A 24,494-nucleotide genomic window follows, 5' to 3' on the forward strand; every position below is an offset into this window, starting at 1 on the left:
GCAGGTCACCTACGCACCGTTGAAGGTGTCCTTGGGGGGATGTGCGTACGGTGGAGAACTCTCGAACAGGCGGCCCGGACGGGCCGTTTCATGATCCGCACGAGGTGACGGTCCAGCTCGACGCCGTCGAGCTGCAGTTGGGCGAGCTGTACGGCACGGGCGATGTCGTGCGTGCCACGAGCGAGCCGGGCAGCGCCGCCAAGGAAGTCCCGGTGTTCGTCGACGACTCGGGGCGGCGCAGGCACACCTTCCGGCGCGTCGGCGTGGCCCTCGGTCTGGCCTGCGCGGGATACGCGGTCGTCATCGTGGCCACCCTGCTCTCGGGGAACTCGAGCGCGCCCTGGCTGCCCATGCCCGGCGACGAGAGCGGGCCCGCGGAACAGATCGGCACGGAGAAGACCGAGCCGGCCAGAGCCGAGTCCCCGACCACACCACCTGGCACCACCGCGCAGCCCAGCGCGCCCGACGCCGCGGCGCCGGACGCGTCCCCGACCGCCGGGGCGAGCACCTCCCCGTCGGCCGGCTCCAGCACAGCCGAAGCCGAACCGAGCACCGGTGCCTCGCCCTCCGGCAAGCCCACCAGGACGAAGCCGGCCGACAAGCCGTCCGCGCCCGCCGGCGGCGGTGCCCCGTCGACCGGCGTGTCGGAGGATCCGTCCACCGACGAGGAGACCCCGTCGGCCGACCCGTCGGACCCGGTGGTCGGCGACACCGGCGGCGACGGCACGGGCACCGTGGCCCACGGCGCCGCCGCACCCCTGCCCCTGGAGGAGACCCTGGTCGCCGGGCTCCTGGCACTGGTTGTCCCGTCCCCTGAAAGCAGCGTCCTGTAGATGTCCACCCGTTCACATCGTCACCGGGCCGCTCCTCGCAGGCGCCGCATACCGCTGCGCTACCTCCTGCCGACGCTGCTGCTGTTCGCCATGGTCGTGATGCTCATGCTGCGCGGCTACGTCCACAGCGAGATCCTCGCCGACCACCGCATCCGCCCCGAGGCGGGCACCGGGCGGGTCCCGGAGAAGATCCTCGACGGCGGCCCCGTCATCGACAGCCGGGCGGGCCGCGAGACCAGCCGCTCCATCGGGGAGCACAAGCTGGTGCTGACCTTCGACGACGGGCCCGACCCCGAGTGGACCCCGAAGGTGCTCGACGTCCTCGCCAAGCACGACGCGCACGCCGTCTTCTTCGTCACGGGCACCATGGCCTCGCGCTACCCGGACCTCGTGCAGCGCATGGTGGAGGAGGGGCACGAGGTCGGCCTGCACACCTTCAACCACCCCGACCTCTCCTACCAGTCGGAGCGGCGCATCGACTGGGAGCTGTCGCAGAACCAGCTGGCCCTCGAAGGCGCGGCGGGCGTGCGCACCTCCCTGTTCCGGCCGCCGTACTCCTCGTTCGCCGACGCCATGGACAACCAGTCGTGGCCCGTGACCAAGTACATCGGCTCCCGCGGCTACATCACGGTCGTCAACAACACCGACAGCGAGGACTGGAAGCGCCCCGGCGTCGACGAGATCATCCGCCGGGCCACGCCCAAGAACGGCGAGGGCGCGATCGTCCTCATGCACGACTCCGGCGGCAACCGCTCGCAGACCGTCGCCGCGCTCGACCGCTTCCTGCCCACCCTCCAGCACGAGGGCTACACGTTCGCCAACCTCACCGGGGCCCTGGGGCTGCCGAGCGCCCACACGCCCGTCACCGGCTTCGAGCTGTGGAAGGGCAAGGCGTGGATCGTGGCGGTCCAGGCCTCGGAGAACGTCACGGGCGTCCTGGTCGCCGGCCTCGCCGTCATCGGTGTCCTCGTCATGGGCCGCTTCGGCCTGATGCTGATCCTGTCGGCCCTGCACGCACGCCGCGTGCGCAAGAGGGGCTTCGCCTGGGGGCCGCCGGTCACGGAGCCGGTCTCCGTGCTCGTCCCGGCGTACAACGAGGCCAAGTGCATCGAGACCACGGTCCGTTCGCTGATGTCGAGCGAGCACCCCATCGAGGTCATCGTCATCGACGACGGCTCTACGGACGGCACGGCCCGCATCGTGGAGAACATGCGGCTGCCGGGCGTCCGGGTGGTCCGCCAGCACAACGCGGGCAAGCCCGCCGCGCTCAACAGGGGCCTCGCGAACGCCCGGTTCGACCTCGTCGTGATGATGGACGGCGACACCGTCTTCGAACCGGCGACCGTGCGCGAACTGGTCCAGCCGTTCGGCGACCCGAGCGTCGGCGCCGTCGCGGGCAACGCGAAGGTGGGCAACCGCGACTCGCTCATCGGGGCGTGGCAGCACATCGAGTACGTGATGGGCTTCAACCTCGACCGCCGCATGTACGACGTCCTGCGCTGCATGCCGACGATCCCCGGCGCCGTCGGAGCCTTCCGGCGCAGCGCCCTGGAGCGCATCGGCGGCATGAGCGACGACACGCTCGCCGAGGACACCGACGTCACGATGGCGCTGCACCGCGACGGCTGGCGCGTCGTCTACGCCGAGAAGGCCCGGGCGTGGACCGAAGCCCCGGAAACGGTTCAGCAGTTGTGGTCGCAGCGCTACCGCTGGTCGTACGGCACCATGCAGGCCATCTGGAAGCACCGCCGCGCCCTGGTCGAGGGCGGCCCGTCCGGCCGCTTCGGCCGGGTCGGCCTGCCGCTGGTCTCCCTCTTCATGGTGCTGGCCCCGCTCCTCGCGCCGCTGATCGACGTCTTCTTCCTCTACGGAGTCGTCTTCGGCCCCACGGAGAAGACGGTGATCGCCTGGCTGGGCGTGCTCGCGATCCAGGCGGTCTGCGCGGCGTACGCCTTCCGGCTCGACAAGGAACGCATGACGCACCTCATATCCCTCCCGCTCCAGCAGCTCCTCTACCGGCAGTTGATGTACGTCGTGCTGCTGCAGTCCTGGATCACCGCGCTCACGGGCGGCCGGCTGCGCTGGCAGAAGCTGCGCCGCACCGGCGCGCTCGGCTCCGCCCCCGGCGGCGCCCTGCCGCGTCAGCGGACGTCGTCCTCCGCGCCCGGTGGCGACAGGAGGCCGGTGGCATGACGTATCCCAACGAGCCGTCCGGGCAGGGCGGCTGGTTCGGCGAGGGGCAGAGCCAGGAGCCGGGGCAGGGACCGGGCCGCGCCCAGTGGCCCGTCGCGCAGCCCGGGCCCGTGCCCGTCCCCGGGCCCGTGCGGCCCACGGCCTCCGGCTGGCCGCAGGCCGCGCCGGTCTGGCCCGACGGCAGGGGCACCGGAGCACCCGCCCCGGCGCACGCCGCACCCCGCACCGCGACCACCCGCCTCGCCGACGTGCCCCAGCAGGCGGACGGCACCCGCCCGTTGCCGGTGGTGGAGCCCGCGCCGAAGAAGCCCGGCCGCGACCGGTACCTGGACCTGCTGCGGACCATCGCGCTCGTCCGCGTCGTCGTCTACCACCTCTTCGGGTGGGCGTGGCTGACGGTGCTCTTCCCGTCCATGGGCGTGATGTTCGCGCTCGCCGGATCGCTGATGGCCCGCTCGCTGAGCCGGCCCGCGATCGGCGTGATCCGCGGCCGCATCCGGCGTCTGCTGCCGCCGATGTGGGCGTTCAGCGCCGCCGTCCTCGCGCTGCTCTTCGCGGGCGGCTGGAACCCGGGCAAGGACCCGGACAACGGCGGCACGTGGGGCTGGATCAGCCTGGTCAACTACCTGGTGCCGATCGGCGCGCCCAGCTTCCCCTGGCACCTCGGGGACAAGGCGGGCCTGCTGGAGGACACCTGGCCCGCCCAGGCCGCGGGACCGCTCTGGTACCTGCGCGCCTACATGTGGTTCGTGATCGCCTCGCCGCTGCTGCTGTGGGCCTTCCGCAAGGTGCCGTGGGCGACGCTGCTCGCGCCCCTCGGCCTCACCGCGGTCGTCGGCACCGGCCTCGTCACCATCCCCGGCGAGACGGGCAACGCGGTCACCGACTTCGGCGTCTACGGAAGCTGCTGGGTGCTCGGCTTCGCCCACCACGAGGGCATGCTCGTCAAGATCCCGCGCTATCTCGCGGTGTCCGTCTCCGCACTCGTCATGGCCTTCGGCATCTGGTGGGCCTCGGGCCACCTCGGACCCGACGGCTGGGACCTGAACGACATCCCGCTGGCCCAGGCCACCTGGTCCTTCGGGTTCGTCGTCATCCTGCTCCTGTACTCGCCCTCCTGGCAGGAGCTGCCCGGCAGGCTCGCCAAGTGGGACAAGCTCGTCACGCTCTCCAACAACCGGGCCGTGACGATCTACCTGTGGCACAACATGCTGATCATGGCCACGGTGCCGCTCCTCGACCTCGCGTACAACCTGCCGTTCATGGACGACTCGCGCTGGAGCGGTGCGTTCGACTCGACGTACATGATCTGGATGTTCGTGCTCGTCTGGCCGCTGATCGCCCTCGCGATCGTGGGCGTCGGCTGGATCGAGGACCTGGCCGCCAAGCGCTCGCCGCGGCTGTGGCCGGACGGGGCGCGCCGCAAGAGCAAGCACTGAGCCTCACCATCCGCCCGCCCGCCGGGTGAGAGCAACGTTCCCCCGTGGTCACGTCCAGCCATGAAGTGGAAATGCCGCCTCCCTACCTTCGGTGGCATCAGCCGCGAACCGTGACCTGGAGGCGTGAGATGCCTGGGCCCAAGGAGCAGAGCCGGAACCGGAAGTGGATCGAGCGGTGGGATCCCGAGGACGAAGTGTTCTGGGAGGAGACGGGGGCGAGGGTCGCCCGGCGCAACCTCGCCTTCTCCGTGCTCTCCGAACACATCGGGTTCTCCATCTGGACCCTGTGGTCCGTGATGGTCCTGTTCATGGGGCCCGAGTACGGGATCGACCCGGCGGGGAAGTTCTTCCTCGTGTCGATGGCGACGCTCGTGGGGGCCTTCGCGCGCGTGCCCTACACGTTCGCCGTCGCCGTCTTCGGCGGGCGCAACTGGACGATCGTCTCCGCGAGCATGCTGCTCGTGCCGTCGATCGCCGCGTTCGTGGTGATGGAGCCGGGCACCTCGTACACCACCTTCATGTGGTGCGCGGCGCTCACCGGCGTCGGCGGCGGCAACTTCGCCTCCTCCATGACCAACATCAACTCCTTCTTCCCGCTGCGGAAGAAGGGCTGGGCGCTCGGCCTCAACGCGGGCGGCGGCAACATCGGTGTGCCCGTCGTCCAGCTCGTCGCGCTCGCCGTGATCGGCGCGAGCGGCGGTCCGCGGGTGCTGCTCGGGATCTACATCCCGCTGATCGTCGTCGCGACCGTCTGCTCCGCGCTGTTCATGGACAACCTGGCGACCGTGAAGAACGACACCGGCGCCGCCAAGGAGGCCGTGCGCGACGCCCACACCTGGATCATGTCGTTCCTGTACGTCGGTACCTTCGGGTCCTTCATCGGGTACTCCTTCGCCTTCGGGCTCGTGCTGCAGACGCAGTTCGGGCGTACGCCGCTCCAGGCGGCCGGCGTCACCTTCATCGGGCCGCTGCTCGGCTCGCTCATCCGGCCCGTCGGCGGCAAGCTCGCCGACCGCTACGGCGGCGCCCGGATCACGCTGTGGAACTTCGTCGGCATGGCCGTCGCCACCGCCGTCGTGGCGCTGGCGTCCGTCGAGGAGTCGCTGGCCCTGTTCACCGTCGCCTTCATCGCCCTGTTCGTACTGAGCGGGCTCGGCAACGGGTCGACGTACAAGATGATCCCCGGCATCTTCCAGGCGAAGGCGCTGGCCGAGGGGCTCACGGGCGAGGAGGCGGCCGCGTACGGGCGGCGGCTCTCCGGTGCCTCCATGGGGCTGATCGGTGCGGTGGGCGCGCTCGGCGGGCTCGGCATCAACCTGGCGTTCCGGCAGTCCTTCCAGACCGCGGGCACCGGCACCGGCGCCTTCCTCGCCTTCCTCGCCTTCTACGCCGTGTGCTTCGCGGTGACCTGGGCCGTATACCTTCGCCGCTCCGCCTCGCGCACCGTCGCGGGCTCCACGGCGGAGACGAAGCCCCGGCTCAGCTACGCGGAGGTGTGAGCGAGCCGCCCGTAACACGCATGCAATAGCGTAGATCCGGGGCCGACACGGAGCGTTGACAGGCTCGGACGACGCACCGGTGGGCCCGGTGCACGGGAGAGACGTCGAGCGGGGCGAGAACCAGCATGGACGAGGAACAGCAGGTCACGAAGGCGGAGCAGGGCCACGGGCCGCTCGCGGGCTTCACCGTGGGCGTGACCGCGGCGCGCCGCGCCGACGAACTGGGCGCGCTGCTCCAGCGGCGCGGCGCCTCCGTGCTGCACGCGCCCGCCCTGCGCATCGTGCCGCTCGCGGACGACGGCGAACTCCTCTCCGCGACGAAGGAACTGCTCGACCACGCGCCGGACGTCGTGGTGGCCACCACCGCCATCGGCTTCCGCGGCTGGGTCGAGGCCGCCGACGGCTGGGGCCTGGGCGAGGACCTGCTCGCGCGGCTGCGGGACGTGGAGCTCCTCGCTCGCGGGCCGAAGGTGAAGGGCGCGGTGCGCGCCGCCGGTCTCACCGAGGAGTGGTCGCCCTCGTCCGAGTCGATGGCCGAGGTCCTGGAGCGGCTGCTCGACGAGGGCGTCCAGGGGCGCCGCGTCGCGGTCCAGCTGCACGGCGAACCGCTCCCCGGCTTCGTCGAGGCGCTGCGCGAGGCGGGCGCCGAAGTGGTCGGCGTCCCCGTCTACCGCTGGCTGCCGCCGCAGGACATCGGACCGGTCGACCGCCTCCTCGACGCCACGGTCGCGCGCGGTGTGGACGCGCTGACGTTCACCTCGGCCCCCGCCGCGACGGCGCTGCTGAACCGCGCGGAGGAGCGGGGCCTCACGGACGACCTCCTTGCGGCCCTGCACCACGACGTGCTCCCGGCGTGCGTCGGCCCGGTGACGGCGGTGCCGCTGCAGGCGCGCGGCGTGGACACGGTGCAGCCCGAGCGGTTCCGGCTCGGCCCCCTGGTGCAGCTGCTGTGCAAGGAACTGCCCGCCCGCGCACGCACGTTGCCGGTCGCCGGCCACCAGGTGCAGATCCGCGGGCAGGCCGTCGTGGTGGACGGCGAGCTGCGTCCGGTGCCGCCCGCGGGCATGGCGCTGCTGCGGTCGCTCGCGCGCAGGCCGGGCTGGGTGGTGCCCCGCGCGGAGCTGCTGCGCGCACTGCCGGGCGCGGGCCGCGACGAGCATGCCGTGGAGACGGCGATGGCCCGGCTCAGGTCCTCCCTCGGCGCCCCGAAGCTGATCCAGACGGTGGTCAAGCGGGGCTACCGGCTGGCACTCGACCCGGCATCGGACGCGAAGTACGCCCAGTGAGCCCCCGCGGCGATTGAGCGGCGGGGTCCGGGGCGGAGCCCCGAGAGCGGGCGCCGGACGGGCCGAAGCTTGGGGGTTACCGTACGACGATGCTGATCAGTACCGACATGGAACTGCGCCGCGCCACCCACCAGGACGCGGAGCGCCTCGCCGACGCCGTGGTCCGCAACCGGGAGTTCATGCGGCCCTGGGAGCCGTACCGCAGCGAGGACTACTACACGGCGAAGGAGCAGGCCGCGCGGATCGCCGAACCGGGCGCCGCGATGTGGCTGCTGTTCGACCACGCCGCCGGGGGCCGCGTGGTCGGCCGCATCGTGCTCAGCGGCATCCACCTCGGCCCGCTGTGCAGCGCCAACCTCGGCTACTGGGTCGACGCCGACTACCGGGGCCGCGGCCTGGTCCCCGCCGCCGTCGAGGAGATCTGCCGCGCCGCCCGCGACGACTTGGGCCTGCACCGCGTCGAGGCGGGCACGCTCACCGACAACGAGGCGTCCCAGCGCGTGCTCGCCAAGTGCGGCTTCGTCCGGTACGGGCTCGCGCCCAAGTTCCTCCACATCAACGGGGAATGGCGCGACCACGTCCTGTTCCAGCGCGTCCTGCACGACGACCCGCCGGCGTACGGCCTGTCGTAGCGCGTCAACTCCCGTTCCGGCACCGGGGGTTCCGGCCGCGCCCGGGGCCGGGCACTGTAGAAGGCATGGCAGCAGTACCCACCGGTCCCCGCCCGCCTGCACCTGCCCCCTACGAGTTGCGGTTCGACTCCGGACGCCTCTGCCTGGACCTCGTCGCCACCGCGCACCCCGACGAACGCCTCACGAGCCCGGACCGGCTGCGCGCCTGGCTGGTCGGCGCGGGGCTCGTCCCCGACACCGCCGCACTGGCCGACCGCTCGCCCGCCTGGCTCACCGCCTTCCGTGAACTGCGCGGACACGTGGCGCAGTTGGTGCGCGGCGAACTCTCCGGGCGCCCGGCCCCCGCCGCCCTGGAACGGGTCAACCTGCTCGCCCGCGCGGCCCCGCCCGCGCCCCGCGCCGTACGCGCCGCCGACGGCACCCTCGTACGGTCGCTGCACATCGAACCCGGCTGCCCGGCGCTGCTCGCCGCCGTCGCGCGGGACGCCGTCGACCTCCTCACCGACCCCGCGATGCGCGGCGCCCTGCGCCAGTGCGCGGGCGACAACTGCCCGATCATCTACCTCGACACCTCGCGCGGCCGGCGCCGCCGCTGGTGCTCCAGCGAGGTGTGCGGCAACCGGGAGCGGGTGGCGAGACACAGGCGCAGAGCGGCGGCCCTGGCCAGGGCGTGAACCGTAGCCCACAACTCCCTTTGAACATCCGCAAGTTCGCCTACGTATCTCCCCCGTGAACCCAGCCGAGAGACATGGCCGAACAGGGGACACCGGAGGTAGGCGTGCGCAAGGATTCCGCCGTGGCCGATGAACGCCCGCCCCGGGCCCGACATCGCGCTCCCCGGCCCCCCGAGCCGGACGAGGAGCTGATGCGCGCGCTCTACGCCGAGCACGCGAGGCCGTTGCTCGCCTACGTGCTGCGGCTCGTGGCGGGGGACCGGCAGCGCGCCGAGGACGTGGTGCAGGAGACGCTCATCCGCGCCTGGAAGAACGCCGGACAGCTCAACCGAGCGACCGGTTCGGTACGCCCCTGGCTGGTGACGGTCGCCCGGCGCATCGTCATCGACGGCCACCGCAGCAGGCAGGCCCGGCCGCAGGAGGTCGATCCGTCGCCGCTGGAGGTCATCCCCGCGGAGGACGAGATCGACAAGGCGCTGTGGCTGATGACCCTCTCCGACGCCCTGGAGGACTTGACCCCGGCCCACCGGGAAGTACTCGTGGAGACGTACTTCAAGGGACGTACGGTCAACGAGGCGGCCGAGACGCTCGGCATCCCCAGCGGCACGGTGCGCTCGCGGGTCTTCTACGCGCTGCGCTCCATGAAGCTGGCGCTTGAGGAGCGGGGGGTGACGGCATGACGACGTACGGGCACGAGCCGGCGGGGCCCACGGGCGAGGTGCACGAGACCGTCGGCGCCTACGCGCTCGGCATCCTCGACGACGTCGAGGCGAGCGCCTTCGAGGCACACCTGGCGACGTGCGAGCGGTGCGCGCGGAACCTGGAGGAGTTCGCGGGCATGGAGCCGATGCTCGCCGCCCTCGCCGACCTGCCGCCCGAGCACGGCGCCCCGCGCATGCCGACCCCGCAGATCGGCGACTCGCTCGCGGCCCGCCCGAGCCCCCGCCTCGCGGAGTCCCTCGCCGACGAACTGGGGCGCCGCCGCACGCGCAAGCGGCGCCGCGGTCTCTTTCTGGCGGCCGCCGCCGCGGCCCTGATCATCGGCGGCCCGCTGACGGTCATGACGGTGACGGACGACGCGGGCGGACAGCCGACGGCGCACGGCCGCGCCGAGGACGCCTTCGCCGGCATCACCGACAAGGTGCAAGCCACCAACGCGAGCACGGACGTCACGGCCACGATCGGCATGGAGAAGAAGGCCTGGGGCACCCACACCGTCCTGGAGCTGAAGAACGTCAAGGGGCCGCTGAAGTGCTCCCTGATCGCGGTCGGCAAGAACGGCGAGCGCGAGACCCTCACCACCTGGGCCGTCCCGAAGTGGGGCTACGGCATCGACGGCAGTACGAACGAGAACGCGAAGCGTCCCCTGTACGTGCACGGGGGCGCGGCCTTCGACCGCAGCCAGATCGACCACTTCGAGGTCGAGACGCTGGACGGGAAGCGGCTCGTGGAGGTGAACGCCTGACCGCGCGGGCGCGCACGTAGCCCTTCGGGCCCCCCTTCGCGTACCTTTGACGGCTGCCCAGCACGTCAGAAGGGGGCCCGGTGGCCGCTCAGGCTCCGCACGATTCAGCGGTGAAATCGGATACGGACGCAGCGAAGGACGCGAACGCGGACTCGGTGCGCGACCGTGAGCTCGGTGTCGAGCAGGACCATCTCGACGCCGTCTACCGACGCCTCGAAGAGAAGATCCACGAGGCCGAGTTCCTCATGGAGGACGCCACCAGGCGCGGCCAGGTCGGCACGCCCGGCGCGCTCGCCGAGCGCGACGCGCAGGTCTTCCGCGCGGGCATCCATCTCAACCGCCTCAACAACGAGTTCGAGGACTTCCTCTTCGGCCGTATCGACCTGCTCCAGGGCAAGGACGGCAAGAAGGGGCCGGACGGCGCGTACACGGCGGTCGAGCCCGCGGACGGCGCCGTCCGCGAGGACAACACGGCCGACATCGCCGAGACGCTGCACATCGGCCGCATCGGCGTGCTCGACGCGGACTACTCGCCGCTCGTCATCGACTGGCGCGCCCCGGCCGCCGCCCCCTTCTACCGCTCCACGCCGGTCGATCCGGGCCGTGTGGTGCGCCGCCGCGTCATCCGCTCCAAGGGCCGCAAGGTGCTCGGCGTCGAGGACGACCTGATGCGCCCGGAGCTGACCGCGTACCTGGACGGCGAGCGGCTGCCCGCCATCGGCGACGGCGCGCTGATGGCCGCGCTCGGTCAGGCCCGCAGCCACTCGATGCGCGACATCGTCGCCTCCATCCAGGCCGAGCAGGACCAGGTCATCCGGGCCCCCGCCGCCTCCGTCACGTACGTCGAGGGCGGCCCGGGCACCGGCAAGACGGCGGTGGCGCTGCACCGCGCCGCGTACCTCCTGTACCAGGACCGGCGGCGCTACGCGGGCGGCATCCTGATCGTCTCGCCGACCCCGCTCCTGGTCGCCTACACGGAGGGCGTGCTGCCCTCGCTCGGCGAGGAGGGCCAGGTCGCGATCCGCGCGGTCGGCTCGCTGGTCGACGGGGCGGAGGCCGCGGTCTACGACTCCCCGGCGGTGGCCCGCGTCAAGGGGTCGTCGCGGATGCTGAAGGTGCTGCGGAAGGCGGCGCGCGGCGCCCTGGAGACGGGCCGCCCGCAGCAGCCCGCCGTGCAGGAGCAGCTCGCGTTCGGCGAGGACTTCGGCGAGGACGGGGCCGAGGGCGCAGCCGCGCCGCGGGAGACGCCGACGCGGCTGCGCGTCGTCGCCTTCGGCCGCCGCCTCGAACTGGACGCGGCGCAGCTGAACCGCGTCCGCCAGGCCGCACTCGGCGGCACGGCGCCCGTGAACCATCTGCGCCCGCGCGCCCGCAAGCTCCTGCTCGACGCGCTCTGGAGCCAGTCGGGCGCCGCGAGCCGGCACTCCGACCCCGAGCTCGCGGCCGAGCTGCGCTCCTCCTTCGACGAGGACGTCGCGGGCGAGGACGACTTCATCCGCTTCCTGGACGCGTGGTGGCCGGAGCTGACGCCCCGTGCGGTGCTGTCCGCCATGTCGGACGAGAAGCGGCTGGGCCGCTGGGCCCGCCGGATCCTCAACCCCGGCGAGGTCCGCAGGCTTGCCAAATCGCTCAGGCGCGACGCCCTCTCGGTCCACGACGTGGCCCTCCTCGACGAGCTGAACGCCGTCCTCGGCGCCCCGGCCCGCCAGAAGAAGAAGCGCGAGTACGACCCGCTCGACCAGCTCACGGGCCTGGAGGAGCTGATGCCGCAGCGCGAGGAGTCGCAGCGCGAGCGCGCCGAGCGGCTCGCCCAGGAGCGCACCGAGTACGCGCACGTCATCGTCGACGAGGCGCAGGACCTCACGCCGATGCAGTGGCGCATGGTGGGCCGCCGCGGCCGGCACGCGACGTGGACGGTCGTCGGCGACCCGGCCCAGTCCTCCTGGTCCGATCCGGACGAGGCGGCCGCCGCCCGCGACGAGGCGCTCGGCACCCGGCCCCGCCGCCGCTTCACGCTGACCGTGAACTACCGCAACCCGTCGGAGATCGCCGAGCTGGCCGCGAAGGTCCTGGCGCTCGCGATGCCCGGCTCCGCGTCCCCGTCGGCGGTCCGCTCGACGGGCGTGGAGCCGCGCTTCACCGTCGTACGGGGCAAGGTCGGTGACACCGTGCGGGCGGAGGCCGCCCGGCTCCTGGAACAGGTCGACGGCACCGTCGGTGTCGTCGTGGCGATGAACCGCCGTGAGGAGGCGGCCCGCTGGCTCTCCGGGCTCGGCGACCGCGTCGTCGCGCTCGGCTCGCTGGAGGCCAAGGGCCTGGAGTACGACGCCACGATCGTGGTCTCCCCGGCCGAGATCGCCGACGAGTCCCCGGCGGGTCTGCGCGTCCTGTACGTGGCCCTGACCCGTGCCACGCAGCAGCTCACGGTGGTCTCCGGGGAACGGGACGAACCGGACGCGGACGGGGTGCCGGACCTGCTCCGCGACTGACCCTTGTGTCGTCGGGTCACGGTGTTACCGTTGATGACGGCACCGGCTCGATCCAAGCCCCCGGGCCCAACCATCGTCCCTTAGAGGGACCACTTGCCGCGAGGCGAGCATGGCGGGTCGGTGTCGTCAACGTGAGACGAGGCCCACGTCACTTCCCGTGACGTGGGCCTCGTTCTGTTCCCTCTTCCCGTTTCCCCCAACTTCTCGTATGGTGGAAAGTACTTTCCAAAAGATGAATGAACGTTAGCTTCAAAACCCGATGCGACTACCACGTACTCACGGGTAGGTGGGACGATCGGACAGCAACAGCTACACGGTGAAAGCAGAGGAAGTCGGCCATGGCAACGGCGCCCAGCGTCTCCTACTCGATGACGGTCCGGTTGGAGGTCCCCGCGGGCGGTAACGCCGTCTCGCAGCTGACCACCGCCGTGGAGTCCTCCGGCGGCTCGGTGACCGGCCTCGACGTCACCGCTTCCGGCCACGAGAAGCTCCGGATCGACGTCACCATCGCGGCCTCGTCGACGTCCCACGCGGACGAGATCGTCGAGCAGCTCCGCGGTATCGAGGGCGTCACGCTCGGAAAGGTTTCCGACCGTACGTTCCTGATGCACCTCGGCGGCAAGATCGAGATGGCGTCGAAGCACCCCATCCGCAACCGTGACGACCTCTCCATGGTCTACACGCCGGGCGTGGCCCGCGTGTGCATGGCGATCGCGGAGAACCCCGAGGACGCCCGGCGTCTGACCATCAAGCGCAACTCCGTCGCGGTCGTCACCGACGGCTCCGCGGTGCTCGGCCTCGGCAACATCGGCCCGAAGGCCGCGCTGCCGGTCATGGAGGGCAAGGCGGCCCTCTTCAAGCGCTTCGCCGACATCGACGCCTGGCCGATCTGCCTGGACACCCAGGACACCGACGCCATCGTCGAGATCGTCAAGGCCATCGCCCCCGGCTTCGCGGGCATCAACCTCGAGGACATCTCGGCGCCCCGCTGCTTCGAGATCGAGGCCCGCCTGCGCGAGGCCCTCGACATCCCCGTCTTCCACGACGACCAGCACGGCACCGCCATCGTCGTGCTCGCCGCGCTCACCAACGCGCTGCGCGTCGCGGGCAAGGACATGGGCGACACCCGCGTCGTCATGTCGGGCGCGGGCGCCGCCGGCACCGCCATCCTCAAGCTGCTCCTCGCGGCGGGCGTCAAGAACGCCGTGGTGGCCGACATCCACGGCGTCGTGCACGCGGACCGCGCGGACCTCAAGGACGCCGAGAGCGACTCGCCGCTGCGCTGGATCGCCGACAACACCAACCCCGAGGGCCTCACCGGCACGCTGAAGGAAGCGGTCGTCGGCGCGGACGTGTTCATCGGCGTCTCGGCCCCGAACGTGCTGAACGGCGAGGACGTCGCGGCGATGGCCGAGGGCGCCATCGTGTTCGCGCTCGCGAACCCGGACCCGGAGGTCGACCCGGCGGTCGCCCGCCAGACGGCGGCGGTCGTGGCCACGGGCCGCTCCGACTTCCCGAACCAGATCAACAACGTGCTGGTCTTCCCCGGCGTCTTCCGCGGCCTGCTCGACGCCCAGTCGCGCACGGTGAACACGGAGATGATGCTGGCCGCCGCGACGGCCCTGGCCGACGTGGTCACCGAGGACGAGCTCAACCCGAACTACATCATTCCGAGCGTCTTCAACGACAAGGTCGCGGGGGCCGTCGCCGGCGCCGTCCGCGACGCCGCGAAGGCGGCCGGAGTGGCTGTGACGGGTGCCACGACCGCCTGATTACCGGCGCGTCGCGGTTTACGGGGCCCACGGGCCCCATAGGCTGGCTGGGAAACAGGCCCCCCGGCCCGCCCCTGCGAACCGGTGCGGTGGCGCTTTCCGAGTGACCCCAAGGGGTGCCGGATTGGCTTTACCGCCGTTGGTAGGGGCAGGATGCCTCTTCAGGCGCATGGGTCTGGAAGACGGACCCGGGTCCTGGGCCTGACCGAGACCCTGGCAGCATCGGTTTCGCTGTTGCCCAACACGCGGCCGTGCCGCGTGGCACGCCTCAACGGCAAGAAGAACACGGGAGTACAAACATGAACCGCAGTGAGCTGGTGGCCGCGCTGGCCGACCGCGCCGAGGTGACCCGCAAGGACGCCGACGCCGTGCTGGCCGCGTTCGCCGAGACCGTCGGCGAGATCGTTGCCAAGGGCGACGAGAAGGTCACCATCCCCGGCTTCCTGACCTTCGAGCGCACCCACCGTGCCGCTCGCACCGCTCGTAACCCGCAGACCGGTGAGCCGATCAACATCCCGGCCGGCTACAGCGTGAAGGTCTCCGCGGGCTCGAAGCTCAAGGAAGCCGCCAAGGGCAAGTAAGTCTTAGGCGCAAGAACGGCCCCCCGGAACCTTCCGGGGGGCCGTTCTTTTGCTTTCAGGGGCGCGGGGAACTGCGCGCCCAGCCACGGAGGGGCGTGTCTGCCGACGGCGTGCGGCTCGGTGGCCGCAGGCAAGGAAATGGGGCCGCCCGGACGATTCCGGGCGGCCCCACTCACGTACGGGTCGAGCGGCGGCTAGCCGAGCGCCTTGCCCGGGAGTTCGACCTTCGCGCCCAGCTCCACGAGCTTCTCCATGAAGTTCTCGTAGCCGCGGTTGATCAGGTCGATCCCGTGGACACGGCTCGTGCCCTGGGCCGCCAGCGCCGCGATCAGGTACGAGAAGCCGCCGCGCAGGTCGGGGATGACCAGGTCGGCGCCCTCCAGCTTCGTGGGGCCCGACACGACCGCCGAGTGGAGGAAGTTGCGCTGGCCGAAGCGGCAGTCGGAGCCGCCGAGGCACTCGCGGTACAGCTGGATGTGCGCGCCCATCTGGTTCAGCGCGGACGTGAAGCCGAGGCGCGACTCGTAGACCGTCTCGTGGACGATCGAGAGGCCCGTGGCCTGCGTGAGGGCCACGACGAGCGGCTGCTGCCAGTCCGTCTGGAAGCCGGGGTGGACGTCCGTCTCCAGCGCGATCGACTTCAGCTGGCCGCCGGGGTGCCAGAAGCGGATGCCGTCGTCGTCGATCTCGAAGGCGCCGCCGACCTTCCGGTACGTGTTGAGGAACGTCATCATCGAGCGCTGCTGCGCGCCGCGCACGTAGATGTTGCCGTGCGTGGCGAGCGCCGCGGACGCCCAGGACGCCGCCTCCAGGCGGTCCGAGAGCGCGCGGTGCGTGTAGCCGCCGAGCTTGTCGACACCGGTGACCCGGATGGTGCGGTCGGTGTCCATCGCGATGATCGCGCCCATTTTCTGCAGGACGCAGATCAGGTCCTCGATCTCCGGCTCCACCGCCGCGTTCGAGAGCTCCGTGACGCCCTCGGCGAGGACGGCCGTGAGCAGGACCTGCTCGGTGGCGCCCACGGACGGGTAGGGCAGGCGGATCTTGGTGCCGCGCAGGCGCTGCGGGGCCTCCAGGTACTGGCCGTCCGCGCGCTTCTCGATGGTCGCGCCGAACTGGCGGAGCACCTCGAAGTGGAAGTCGACCGGGCGGCCACCGATGTCGCAGCCGCCGAGGCCGGGGATGAACGCGTGGCCGATGCGGTGCAGCAGCGGGCCGCACAGCAGGATCGGGATGCGGGAGGAGCCCGCGTGCGCGTCGATGTCGGCGACGTTGGCCGACTCGACGTGCGAGGGGTCCATCACGAGTTCGCCCGGCTCCTCGCCGGCGCCGACCGTCACGCCGTGCAGCTGCAGCAGGCCGCGTACGACGCGGACGTCGCGAATGTCCGGGACATTGCGCAGTCGACTCGGCGCGCTGCCGAGGATCGCGGCGACCATGGCCTTGGGCACGAGGTTCTTCGCGCCGCGGACACGGATCTCGCCCTCAAGCGGGGTTCCGCCGTGGACAAGCAGTACATCGTCGGTGACGGTCATGAATCTCGCGTTCCGAAGAGATGGGCAGGGCCAGGCTCAAGGGTAAGGGGGGCTTGCCCCTTCTTCGTATGCCCGAGGGGGCCAGGGAGCGTCATGAGTTCGCTACAACACGAAGCGCGCCGGAAAGAGCACAAAGCGTGACGGTTTTGTGAAGCGCGGTCCCTCCGCTTCCAGCCGCGCTGAGCTGCGTTCACGCCCGGTGTTGCGCTTGGCTCCCCCTTCGGCGCGCAGATGCGGGATCATGTCACGCATGACCGAGGTGTCGTCGCTCACAGGGCGGTTGCTCGTGGCCACTCCCGCTCTGGCGGACCCGAATTTCGACCGGGCGGTCGTGTTGCTCCTCGACCACGACGAGGAGGGCTCGCTCGGCGTCGTGCTGAACCGGCCGACGCCGGTCGACGTCGGAGACATCCTGGAGGGCTGGGGCGAGCTGGCCGGTGAACCGGGCGTCGTCTTCCAGGGCGGCCCGGTCTCGCTCGACTCGGCGCTCGGCGTCGCGGTCATCCCCGGCGACGACGAGCGGGAGTCGCCCCTCGGCTGGCGCCGGGTGCACGGCGCGATCGGCCTCGTCGACCTGGAGGCCCCGCCGGAGCTGCTCGCCGCCGCGCTCGGCTCCCTGCGGATCTTCGCCGGCTACTCGGGCTGGGGTCCGGGACAGTTGGAGAACGAGCTGACCGAAGGCGCCTGGTACGTCGTCGAGTCGGAGCCGGGCGACGTCTCGGCCACCCGGCCCGAGGGGCTGTGGCGCGCGGTCCTGCGCCGCCAGCGCGGCGAGCTGGCGATGGTGGCGACGTATCCGGACGACCCCTCGCTCAACTGACCCGGCCCCGGCACCGGCGACCTCGCCACGGCGTCCGTTCCGGGACCGGGCGCGCTTAAGTACCCTTGGCGGTTATGAGCACTCTTGAGCCCGAGCGCGGGACAGGTACGGGGACCCTCGTAGAGCCGACGCCGCAGACGTCGCACGGCGACGGCGACCACGAGCGCTACGCCCACTATGTCCAGAAGGACAAGATCATGGCGAGCGCGCTGGACGGGACGCCTGTCGTCGCGCTCTGCGGCAAGGTGTGGGTGCCGGGCCGTGACCCGAAGAAGTACCCCGTCTGTCCCATGTGCAAGGAGATCTACGAGTCCATGGGCGCCGGCGGCGACAAGGACAAGGGCGGCAAGGACGGCGGCGGCAAGGGCAAGTAAGCGGCCCTGCCCCCTCCTTTCCGAGGGTCTTCCCGGTGAACCCCGGGCGTGCGGTGACGCATGCCCGGGGTTTCGCGCGTCCGGGCCCGGTGGATCCGGCGCACCATTGCGCGAATTGGTCCAGTCCTCTTAGCCTCCTCGCGTGTCGCGCACCGAAGGGCCTGACGTCATGGATCTCCTCCCCGCACCCCGTCGACAGACGCGCGCCGGTGACGGCCGCTACGCGCTCGGCGACCGCACCGGCATCGCCGCGGGGGAGGGCACACAGGGCACGGCGCGCTGGCTGCGCGCGACGCTCGGCGCGGCGACCGGTCTCGCCCTGCCGCCCAAGGGCGCGGACGAGGACGACGCCGTACGCCTGCGCGTCGACCCGGCCCTCGAACCGGAGGGCTACCGGCTGCGCGTGACGGACACGGGCGTCACCGTCGACGGCGGATCGGCGGCCGGTGTCTTCTGGGGCGCCCAGACGCTGCGTCAACTCCTGGGCCCCGACGCGTACCGCCGGGCGCCCCTGCCCGGACGCACCTGGAGCGTCCCGCACGTCGACGTCGACGACGCGCCCCGCTTCCGCTGGCGCGGCATGATGCTCGACGTCGCACGCCACTTCACGCCGAAGGCCGGGGTGCTGCGCCAACTCGACCTGATGGCCGCCCACAAGCTCAACGTCCTGCACTTCCACCTCACCGACGACCAGGGCTGGCGCGTCGAGATCAAGCGCCACCCGCGGCTGACGGAGGCGGGGTCCTGGCGATCAAGGACGAAATTCGGCCACCGGGCCTCGGAGTTGTGGGAGGACAAACCGCACGGCGGCTTCTACACGCAGGACGACATCCGCGAGATCGTCGCGTACGCCGACGCGCTGCACATCGCGGTCGTCCCCGAGATCGACCTGCCGGGCCACTCGCAGGCCGCCATCCACGCGTATCCGGAACTCGGCAACACCGATGTCGTCGACACGTCCGCCCTCCCCGTCTGGGACACCTGGGGCATCAACCCGAACGTACTCGCCCCCACCGACCACACCCTCCGGTTCTACGAGGGCGTCTTCGAGGAACTCCTCGACCTGTTCCCGTCGACCTTCATCCACGTGGGGGGCGACGAATGCCCCAAGGAGCAGTGGCGGCGGTCGCCCACCGCGCAGGCCCGCATCAAGGAGCTGGGCCTCGCCGACGAGGACGAGCTCCAGTCCTGGTTCATCCGGCACTTCGACACCTGGCTCGGCGCGCGCGGGCGGCGCCTCGTCGGCTGGGACGAGATCCTGGAGGGCGGCCTCGCGCCCGGCGCCACGGTCTCCTCCTGGCGCGGCTACGAGGGCGGCATCACCGCGGCCAGGGCGGGCCACGACGTCGTCATGTGCCCCGAGCAGCAGGTCTACTTGAACTACCGCGAGGCCGCGGGCGACGACGAGCCGGTGCCCATCGGCTACGTACGCACCCTGGAGAACGTCTACCGCTTCGAACCGGTCCCCCCGCAGCTGAGCGAGGCCGAGGCGCGGCACGTCATCGGCACGCAGGCCAACATGTGGACCGAGGTGACGGAGAACGAACAGCGCCTCGACTACCAGCTGTATCCGCGCCTCTCCGCCTTCAGCGAGGTCGCGTGGAGCGAGCTGCCCGCGCCCGACGCGCGCGACTTCGCGGAGTTCGAGCGTCGAATGACCGCGCACTACCGGCGACTTGACGCACTGGGGGTCGCCTATCGGCCACCGGGCGGCCCCCTGCCCTGGCAGCGCCGGCCGGGGATTCTCGGACGTCCCTTCGAAGGGGAACCCCCGAACGTGTGAGCTTGCGAACGGCCGGGGCCGCGCCTGACGTCGTAGGTCACCTCATACGTGGGCGTGGAGTGCCAATTCGCGCCCACAGGTGATCTGGTGCGATATCGGTCATCTATGAGGTGGAAGGGGCGAATGCCTCCTACCGGACCCCCTCTCCGGCCCGGGAGGAAGATGTGCCAGAGTTGCCACGTCCGGCCTGTCAGCACGTACCGTACGGCGGAACAGGCGTAACGGCGGGAACGGCTCTCACGCGTGGACCATGCGAGGACCTAGTGGGGACCGGGCCGCCGCCCGGGCACGGGGCCGGACATCGGGAAGGGGCAGCCGGTTTGACCACGCACGCACCGCAGGCGACGACACAGGCCGCGGTACTTCCGGGTTCGCTGGACGAGGCCGTAGCGGCGCTCGCCGCCATGCCCGCCGCGGTACCGGTGGCCGGGGGAACGGACCTGATGGCCCAGGTCAACGCGGGTCACCTCCGCCCCGCCGCGCTCGTCGGGCTCGGCCGGATCAGCGAGATCCGCGGCTGGCAGTACCAGGACAGGGCGGCGCTGCTCGGCGCGGGCCTCACCCACGCGCGCATCGGCCGCCCCGACTTCGCCGCGCTCATCCCCGGCCTCGCCGCCGCCGCGCGCGCCGCGGGCCCGCCCCAGATCCGCAACGCGGCGACGCTCGGCGGCAACATCGCCTCCGGCGCCCCCGCCAACGACACGCTGCCCGTACTGGCCGCGCTGGAAGCCACGTTGATCATCGCGGGGCAGGGCGGCGCGAGACGCGAGGTGCCGGTCTCGCACCTGCTGGCCGGCATGGAGATGCTCGCCCCCGGCGAGCTGATCGGCTTCGTCCGCGTACCTCTGCTGCACGCCCCGCAGGTCTTCCTCAAGGCGACCGGGCGCACGGGACCCGGCCGCGCGATGGCCTCCGTGGCGCTCGTCCTCGACCCGGCGCGGCGCGGAGTGCGCTGCGCCGTCGGGGCCATCGCGCCGATGCCGCTGCGGCCCCTGGAGGCCGAGCAGTGGGTGGCCTCCCTCATCGACTGGGACGGCGAGCGCGGCGCCCTCGTGCCGGAGGCCGTGCACGCCTTCGGCGAGTACGTCGCGGCGGCCTGTGTCCCCGACCCGGAACCCGCCCCGGACGGCACGCAGGCGCAGCTGCCGCCCGCCGTACTGCATCTGCGGCGCACCGTCGCCGTGCTGGCCCGACGTGCACTTGGGAGGGCGCTGTCGTGACGAACACCGGTACCGGCCACGGACATGACCACGGTCAGGGTCACGGTTCTGGCCCGGACGGCTGGGAGCCGCTGCCCCGGGGCGAGTACGACTCCGACGCGACGGCCTTCGTGCAGCTGCCCCCCGAGGGCTTCCCGGACGAGGCGCCGCTCGCCGCGCCGGGCCACGGCTACGTCCCGCCGCAGATAACGGTGAGCCCGGCCACGGGAGCCACCGCGACCGACCCGGCCGCCACCGGTGTGTGGATGCTGCCGGAGAACCTGGTCGGACCGGGGACGGACGCCACCGGCGGTGCGGCGCAGGCCGCGCCCGCCGAACCGGTCGAGCCGGTCGACCACGCCGCCCACCACGGGCAGACCGGTCAGTGGTCGATCCCGCTGGCCGACGGGGAACTGCCGGACGAGTCGGGCGAGTTCACCGCGTCCGCGTTGGCCCGGACGTGGGGCGACCACCTGCCGCCCGCGACGCTGCCGGGCGGCGCGCCCGCGCCGTGGGCCGTCCAGCCGGAGGCCGGGACGGCGCCGGTGGAGTCCGTGGAGCCGGTGGGGCCCGTGGGGCCCGTGGACGAGGCTCCGGTGGAGCCCGCACCCGCCGCCGAGCCCGCTGCCGCTCCCGCTCCCGCTCCTGAAGAGGTGGCCGCGCCCCCCGCGCCGGAGATCGCCCCCGAGCCCGAAGGCGCCCCGGAGTTCGCGCCCGAGCCCGCGCCGGAGGCCGACCCCGCCGCCACGCACGACCTCGCATCCGCGCCCGCCCACGAGGCCGCCCCCGTACACGAGTCAGCGCCCGCGCACGAGTCAGCGCCCGCGCACGAGGCCGAGGCGGTCGCCGCCCCCGAGGCGCAGGACGACGAGGAGCCCGCTCCCACCTCGCTCCCGATCCACGACGACCACCCCCTGGCCAGCTACGTCCTGCGGGTCAACGGCGCGGACCGCCCCGTCACGGACGCCTGGATCGGCGAGTCGCTCCTCTACGTACTGCGCGAGCGCCTCGGCCTCGCGGGCGCCAAGGACGGCTGCTCGCAGGGCGAGTGCGGCGCGTGCAACGTGCAGGTGGACGGCCGCCTCGTGGCCTCCTGCCTGGTGCCCGCGGCGACCACCGCGGGCAGCGAGGTCCGTACGGTCGAGGGCCTCGCCGAGGACGGCCGGCCCTCCGACGTGCAGCGGGCGCTCGCCGCGTGCGGATCGGTGCAGTGCGGATTCTGCGTGCCCGGCATGGCGATGACGGCGCACGACCTCCTGGAGGGCAACCCGAACCCGACCGCCCTGGAGACCCGCCAGGCGTTGTGCGGCAACCTGTGCCGCTGCTCCGGCTACCGGGGTGTCGTGGACGCTGTGCGCCAGGTGGCCGACGAGCGGCGGGCGGCGGCGGACGCCGCGGCCGAGACCTCGGCGGGCGAGAGCGGCGGCGCCGACGAGCCGCTGATCCCGCGCCAGGCGGGCCCGTTGGCGACCGAGGACCTCCAGGACGCCCCGGAGCCGCAGGGCGACTTCCAGAACCCGAATCCGCAGGACTTCAAGGACTTCCCGGACGGAGGCCAGGCATGACGAACGAGACGGCCACGACCTCCACGGGCCCGGCGGCACCCACGACCCCGGAGGCGGAGAGCTTCCCGCACGGCCTCGGCATGTCGCTCCCCTCCGCAGAGGCGCACGCCAAGGCGGAGGGCACCTTCCCGTACGCCGCCGACCTGTGGGCCGAGGGCCTGCTCTGGGCGTCGATCCTGCGCTCCCCGCACGCGCACGCACGCGTGGTCTCCATCGACACCACCCACGCGCGCGAGATGCCCGGCGTCCGCGCGGTCGTGACGCACGAGGACGTCCCCGGCGGCGGACCGGCCGCCTCGGGCCACCGCGCCGCGGACCGACCGGTGTTCGCGTCCGAGGTCGTGCGCCACCACGGGGAGCCCCTCGCCGCGGTCGCCGCCGACCACCCGGACACGGCGCGGATGGCCGCCGCCGCGATCGTCGTCGAGTACGAGATCCTGGACCCGGTCACGGACCCCGAGCAGTCCTTCGCGGCGGAGCCGCTGCACCCCGACGGCAATCTGATCCGCCACATCCCGCTCCAGCACGGCGACGCCGATGCGGCGGGCGAGGTGATCGTCGAGGGCCTCTACCGCATCGGCCGCCAGGACCCGGCGCCGATCGGCGCGGAGGCGGGCCTCGCGGTGCCCCGCCCCGACGGCGGCGTCGAGCTCTACATCGCCTCCACCGACCCGCACGGCGACCGTGATCTCGCGGCGGACCGCTACGGCCTGGAGCGCGAGCGCGTGAAGGTCGTCGTCACCGGTGTCCCCGGCGCGACGGCCGACCGGGAGGACCCCGGCTTCCACCTCCCCCTCGGCCTGCTCGCCCTGCACACCGGCTGCCCGGTGAAGCTGGCGGCGTCCCGCGAGGAGTCCTTCCTCGGCCACCCGCACCGGCACCCCACCCTGCTGCGCTACCGCCACCACGCGGACGCGGACGGCAGGCTGGTCAAGGTGGAGGCCCAGATCCTGCTGGACGCGGGCGCGTACGCGGACACGTCGTCCGACGCGCTCGCGGCGGCCGTCTCCTTCGCCTGCGGCCCCTACGTCGTGCCGCACGCCTCCATCGAGGGCTGGGCGGTCCGGACGAACAACCCGCCCTCCGGCCACGTACGGGGAGAGGGCGCGATGCAGGTCTGCGCCGCGTACGAGGCGCAGATGGACAAGCTCGCGAAGAAGCTCGGTGTCGACCCGGCCGAGCTGCGCATGCGCAACGTCCTGGCGACCGGCGACCTGCTGCCGACCGGGCAGACCGTGACGTGCCCTGCGCCCGTCGCCGAACTGCTCACCTCCGTACGGGACTTCCCGCTCCCGCCGCTGCCCAAGGACATGCCGGAGGAGGACTGGCTGCTGCCCGGCGGGCCCGAGGGCGTCGGCGAACCGGGCGCGGTCCGGCGCGGCGTCGGCTACGGCATCGGCATGGTGCACATGCTGGGCGCCGAGGGCGCGGACGAGGTCTCCACGGCCACGGTGAAGGTCCAGGGCGGCGTCGCGACGGTCATCTGCGCCGCCGTGGAGACGGGCCAGGGCTTCGCCACGCTCGCCCGCCAGATCGTGCAGGACACGCTCGGCATCGAGGAAGTCCACGTGGCGCCGGTCGACACCGACCAGCCGCCGGCCGGTCCCGGCTGCCGCGGCCGCCACACCTGGGTGTCGGGCGGAGCGGTCGAGCGCGCCGCCAAGATGGTCCGCACCCAGCTCCTGCAGCCGCTGGCGCACAAGTTCGGCATGTCCACGGAGCTGCTCCAGATCGCCGACGGCAAGATCACCTCGTACGACGGTGTGCTGTCGACGACCGTCGAAGAGGCCATGGACGGCAAGGAGTTGTGGGCCACCGCCCAGTGCCGTCCGCACCCCACGGAGCCGCTCGACGCCGCGGGCCAGGGCGACGCCTTCGTCGGCATGGCCTTCTGCGCGATCCGCGCGGTGGTGGACGTCGACGTGGAGCTGGGCTCGGTGCGCGTGGTGGAGCTCGCGGTCGCCCAGGACGTCGGCCGCATCCTCAACCCCGCCCAGCTCGCCGCCCGCATCGAGGCGGGCGTCACCCAGGGCGTCGGCGCGGCCCTCACGGAGAACCTCCGCACTCCGAAGGGCGTCGTCCGCCGCCCCGACTTCACCGGCTACGCCCTGCCGACCTCGCTCGACACCCCGGACATCCACATCGTGAACCTCGTCGAGGAGCGCGACGTGGTGGCCCCCTTCGGCGCGAAGTCCGCGAGCGCGGCCCCGGTCGTCGCGTCCCCGGCGGCGGTCGCCTCCGCGGTCCGCGCCGCGACGGGCCGCCCGGTCAACCGGCTGCCGATCAGGCCGCAGGCGGCGGTCGTGGAGCCCACCGGCTGAGCGGCACCCCCGAGCACGACGAAGGGGCGCCCCG

Annotated in this window: 20 protein-coding genes; 18 read left to right on the top strand and 2 right to left on the bottom strand. The window is 72.4% G+C overall.

What is annotated here, in order from left to right; genetic code table 11:
* Nucleotides 1-104: 104 nt before the first annotated feature.
* The 12 genes from ACY34M_RS00235 to ACY34M_RS00290 all read left to right on the top strand — a co-directional run bounded on the left by ACY34M_RS00235 (nt 105) and on the right by ACY34M_RS00290 (nt 14,863).
* A complete protein-coding gene (locus ACY34M_RS00235) occupies nt 105-833 on the top strand; it encodes a hypothetical protein (protein ID WP_462718977.1) in 729 nt (242 codons plus the stop codon).
* Nucleotides 834-3,026: a glycosyltransferase gene (locus ACY34M_RS00240; RefSeq protein WP_462718978.1), complete on the top strand. Its 2,193-nt coding sequence runs from the start codon at nt 834-836 to the stop codon at nt 3,024-3,026.
* Nucleotides 3,023-4,465 carry an acyltransferase family protein gene (locus ACY34M_RS00245; RefSeq protein WP_462718979.1) on the top strand — a complete coding sequence of 481 codons (1,443 nt, stop codon included), beginning with the start codon at nt 3,023-3,025 and terminating at the stop codon, nt 4,463-4,465. The genes ACY34M_RS00240 and ACY34M_RS00245 overlap by 4 nt, the downstream gene beginning before the upstream one ends.
* Nucleotides 4,466-4,593: 128 nt before the next feature.
* Entirely contained in the window at nt 4,594-5,964 is a 1,371-nt protein-coding gene (locus tag ACY34M_RS00250) for a nitrate/nitrite transporter (protein WP_462718980.1), read from the top strand.
* 125 nt (nt 5,965-6,089) lie between these two features.
* Nucleotides 6,090-7,250 (top strand): uroporphyrinogen-III synthase, encoded by a 1,161-nt coding sequence (locus ACY34M_RS00255; RefSeq protein WP_462718981.1) that lies wholly within the window; start codon nt 6,090-6,092, stop codon nt 7,248-7,250.
* Nucleotides 7,251-7,339: 89 nt separating this feature from the next.
* Nucleotides 7,340-7,882, top strand: a complete 543-nt coding sequence (locus ACY34M_RS00260) for a GNAT family N-acetyltransferase (RefSeq protein WP_462718982.1) — start codon at nt 7,340-7,342, stop codon at nt 7,880-7,882.
* 65 nt (nt 7,883-7,947) lie between these two features.
* Nucleotides 7,948-8,556 (top strand): CGNR zinc finger domain-containing protein, encoded by a 609-nt coding sequence (locus ACY34M_RS00265; protein WP_462718983.1) that lies wholly within the window; start codon nt 7,948-7,950, stop codon nt 8,554-8,556.
* A 74-nt stretch (nt 8,557-8,630) separates the two neighbouring features.
* Nucleotides 8,631-9,236: a sigma-70 family RNA polymerase sigma factor gene (locus ACY34M_RS00270; protein ID WP_266710860.1), complete on the top strand. Its 606-nt coding sequence runs from the start codon at nt 8,631-8,633 to the stop codon at nt 9,234-9,236.
* Nucleotides 9,233-10,021 carry an anti-sigma factor family protein gene (locus ACY34M_RS00275; RefSeq protein ID WP_462718984.1) on the top strand — a complete coding sequence of 263 codons (789 nt, stop codon included), beginning with the start codon at nt 9,233-9,235 and terminating at the stop codon, nt 10,019-10,021. The genes ACY34M_RS00270 and ACY34M_RS00275 overlap by 4 nt, the downstream gene beginning before the upstream one ends.
* A 110-nt stretch (nt 10,022-10,131) precedes the next feature.
* Nucleotides 10,132-12,510: a HelD family protein gene (locus ACY34M_RS00280; RefSeq protein ID WP_462718985.1), complete on the top strand. Its 2,379-nt coding sequence runs from the start codon at nt 10,132-10,134 to the stop codon at nt 12,508-12,510.
* Nucleotides 12,511-12,848: 338 nt separating this feature from the next.
* Nucleotides 12,849-14,282 carry a malic enzyme-like NAD(P)-binding protein gene (locus ACY34M_RS00285; protein WP_462718986.1) on the top strand — a complete coding sequence of 478 codons (1,434 nt, stop codon included), beginning with the start codon at nt 12,849-12,851 and terminating at the stop codon, nt 14,280-14,282.
* Nucleotides 14,283-14,581: 299 nt separating this feature from the next.
* Entirely contained in the window at nt 14,582-14,863 is a 282-nt protein-coding gene (locus tag ACY34M_RS00290) for an HU family DNA-binding protein (protein WP_016645140.1), read from the top strand.
* A 194-nt stretch (nt 14,864-15,057) separates the two neighbouring features.
* Here ACY34M_RS00290 and murA read toward each other — a convergent pair whose 3' ends face one another.
* Both murA and ACY34M_RS00300 read right to left on the bottom strand, forming a co-directional pair.
* A complete protein-coding gene (gene murA / locus ACY34M_RS00295; RefSeq protein ID WP_462718987.1) occupies nt 15,058-16,398 on the bottom strand; it encodes a UDP-N-acetylglucosamine 1-carboxyvinyltransferase in 1,341 nt (446 codons plus the stop codon).
* A 102-nt stretch (nt 16,399-16,500) separates the two neighbouring features.
* Nucleotides 16,501-16,671, bottom strand: coding sequence for a hypothetical protein (locus ACY34M_RS00300; RefSeq protein ID WP_462724102.1), 171 nt, complete (start codon nt 16,669-16,671; stop codon nt 16,501-16,503).
* Between ACY34M_RS00300 and ACY34M_RS00305 the strand changes: the two genes are divergently transcribed.
* The 6 genes from ACY34M_RS00305 (at nt 16,649) to ACY34M_RS00330 (ending at nt 24,460) form a co-directional block, all read left to right on the top strand.
* Nucleotides 16,649-17,218 carry a YqgE/AlgH family protein gene (locus ACY34M_RS00305; RefSeq protein WP_462718989.1) on the top strand — a complete coding sequence of 190 codons (570 nt, stop codon included), beginning with the start codon at nt 16,649-16,651 and terminating at the stop codon, nt 17,216-17,218. The two genes, ACY34M_RS00300 and ACY34M_RS00305, sit on opposite strands and share 23 nt — an antisense overlap.
* 74 nt (nt 17,219-17,292) lie before the next feature.
* Nucleotides 17,293-17,592: a DUF3039 domain-containing protein gene (locus ACY34M_RS00310; RefSeq protein WP_462718990.1), complete on the top strand. Its 300-nt coding sequence runs from the start codon at nt 17,293-17,295 to the stop codon at nt 17,590-17,592.
* A gap of 169 nt (nt 17,593-17,761) precedes the next feature.
* Nucleotides 17,762-19,375, top strand: coding sequence for a beta-N-acetylhexosaminidase (locus ACY34M_RS00315; RefSeq protein ID WP_462719210.1), 1,614 nt, complete (start codon nt 17,762-17,764; stop codon nt 19,373-19,375).
* A 320-nt stretch (nt 19,376-19,695) separates the two neighbouring features.
* Nucleotides 19,696-20,595, top strand: coding sequence for an FAD binding domain-containing protein (locus tag ACY34M_RS00320; protein ID WP_462718991.1), 900 nt, complete (start codon nt 19,696-19,698; stop codon nt 20,593-20,595).
* On the top strand, nt 20,592-22,139 hold the full coding sequence (locus tag ACY34M_RS00325; protein ID WP_462718992.1) for a (2Fe-2S)-binding protein: 1,548 nt from the start codon (nt 20,592-20,594) through the stop codon (nt 22,137-22,139). Before ACY34M_RS00320 ends, ACY34M_RS00325 begins: the two co-directional genes overlap by 4 nt.
* Nucleotides 22,136-24,460 carry a xanthine dehydrogenase family protein molybdopterin-binding subunit gene (locus tag ACY34M_RS00330; RefSeq protein WP_462718993.1) on the top strand — a complete coding sequence of 775 codons (2,325 nt, stop codon included), beginning with the start codon at nt 22,136-22,138 and terminating at the stop codon, nt 24,458-24,460. Before ACY34M_RS00325 ends, ACY34M_RS00330 begins: the two co-directional genes overlap by 4 nt.
* Nucleotides 24,461-24,494: the final 34 nt, after the last annotated feature.

The sequence above is a fragment of the Streptomyces sp. EDA2-14 genome (genome assembly GCF_054963755.1).

Coding starts and splice junctions, on each gene's coding strand:
- ACY34M_RS00265 (WP_462718983.1), top strand. CDS start 7,948: ATGGCAGCAGTACCCACCGGTCCCCGCCCGCCTGCACCTGCCCCCTAC.
- ACY34M_RS00285 (WP_462718986.1), top strand. CDS start 12,849: ATGGCAACGGCGCCCAGCGTCTCCTACTCGATGACGGTCCGGTTGGAG.
- ACY34M_RS00255 (WP_462718981.1), top strand. CDS start 6,090: ATGGACGAGGAACAGCAGGTCACGAAGGCGGAGCAGGGCCACGGGCCG.
- ACY34M_RS00330 (WP_462718993.1), top strand. CDS start 22,136: ATGACGAACGAGACGGCCACGACCTCCACGGGCCCGGCGGCACCCACG.
- ACY34M_RS00245 (WP_462718979.1), top strand. CDS start 3,023: ATGACGTATCCCAACGAGCCGTCCGGGCAGGGCGGCTGGTTCGGCGAG.
- murA (WP_462718987.1), bottom strand. CDS start 16,398: ATGACCGTCACCGACGATGTACTGCTTGTCCACGGCGGAACCCCGCTT.
- ACY34M_RS00275 (WP_462718984.1), top strand. CDS start 9,233: ATGACGACGTACGGGCACGAGCCGGCGGGGCCCACGGGCGAGGTGCAC.
- ACY34M_RS00240 (WP_462718978.1), top strand. CDS start 834: ATGTCCACCCGTTCACATCGTCACCGGGCCGCTCCTCGCAGGCGCCGC.
- ACY34M_RS00260 (WP_462718982.1), top strand. CDS start 7,340: ATGCTGATCAGTACCGACATGGAACTGCGCCGCGCCACCCACCAGGAC.
- ACY34M_RS00305 (WP_462718989.1), top strand. CDS start 16,649: ATGACCGAGGTGTCGTCGCTCACAGGGCGGTTGCTCGTGGCCACTCCC.
- ACY34M_RS00250 (WP_462718980.1), top strand. CDS start 4,594: ATGCCTGGGCCCAAGGAGCAGAGCCGGAACCGGAAGTGGATCGAGCGG.
- ACY34M_RS00310 (WP_462718990.1), top strand. CDS start 17,293: ATGAGCACTCTTGAGCCCGAGCGCGGGACAGGTACGGGGACCCTCGTA.
- ACY34M_RS00290 (WP_016645140.1), top strand. CDS start 14,582: ATGAACCGCAGTGAGCTGGTGGCCGCGCTGGCCGACCGCGCCGAGGTG.
- ACY34M_RS00270 (WP_266710860.1), top strand. CDS start 8,631: ATGGCCGAACAGGGGACACCGGAGGTAGGCGTGCGCAAGGATTCCGCC.
- ACY34M_RS00315 (WP_462719210.1), top strand. CDS start 17,762: ATGGATCTCCTCCCCGCACCCCGTCGACAGACGCGCGCCGGTGACGGC.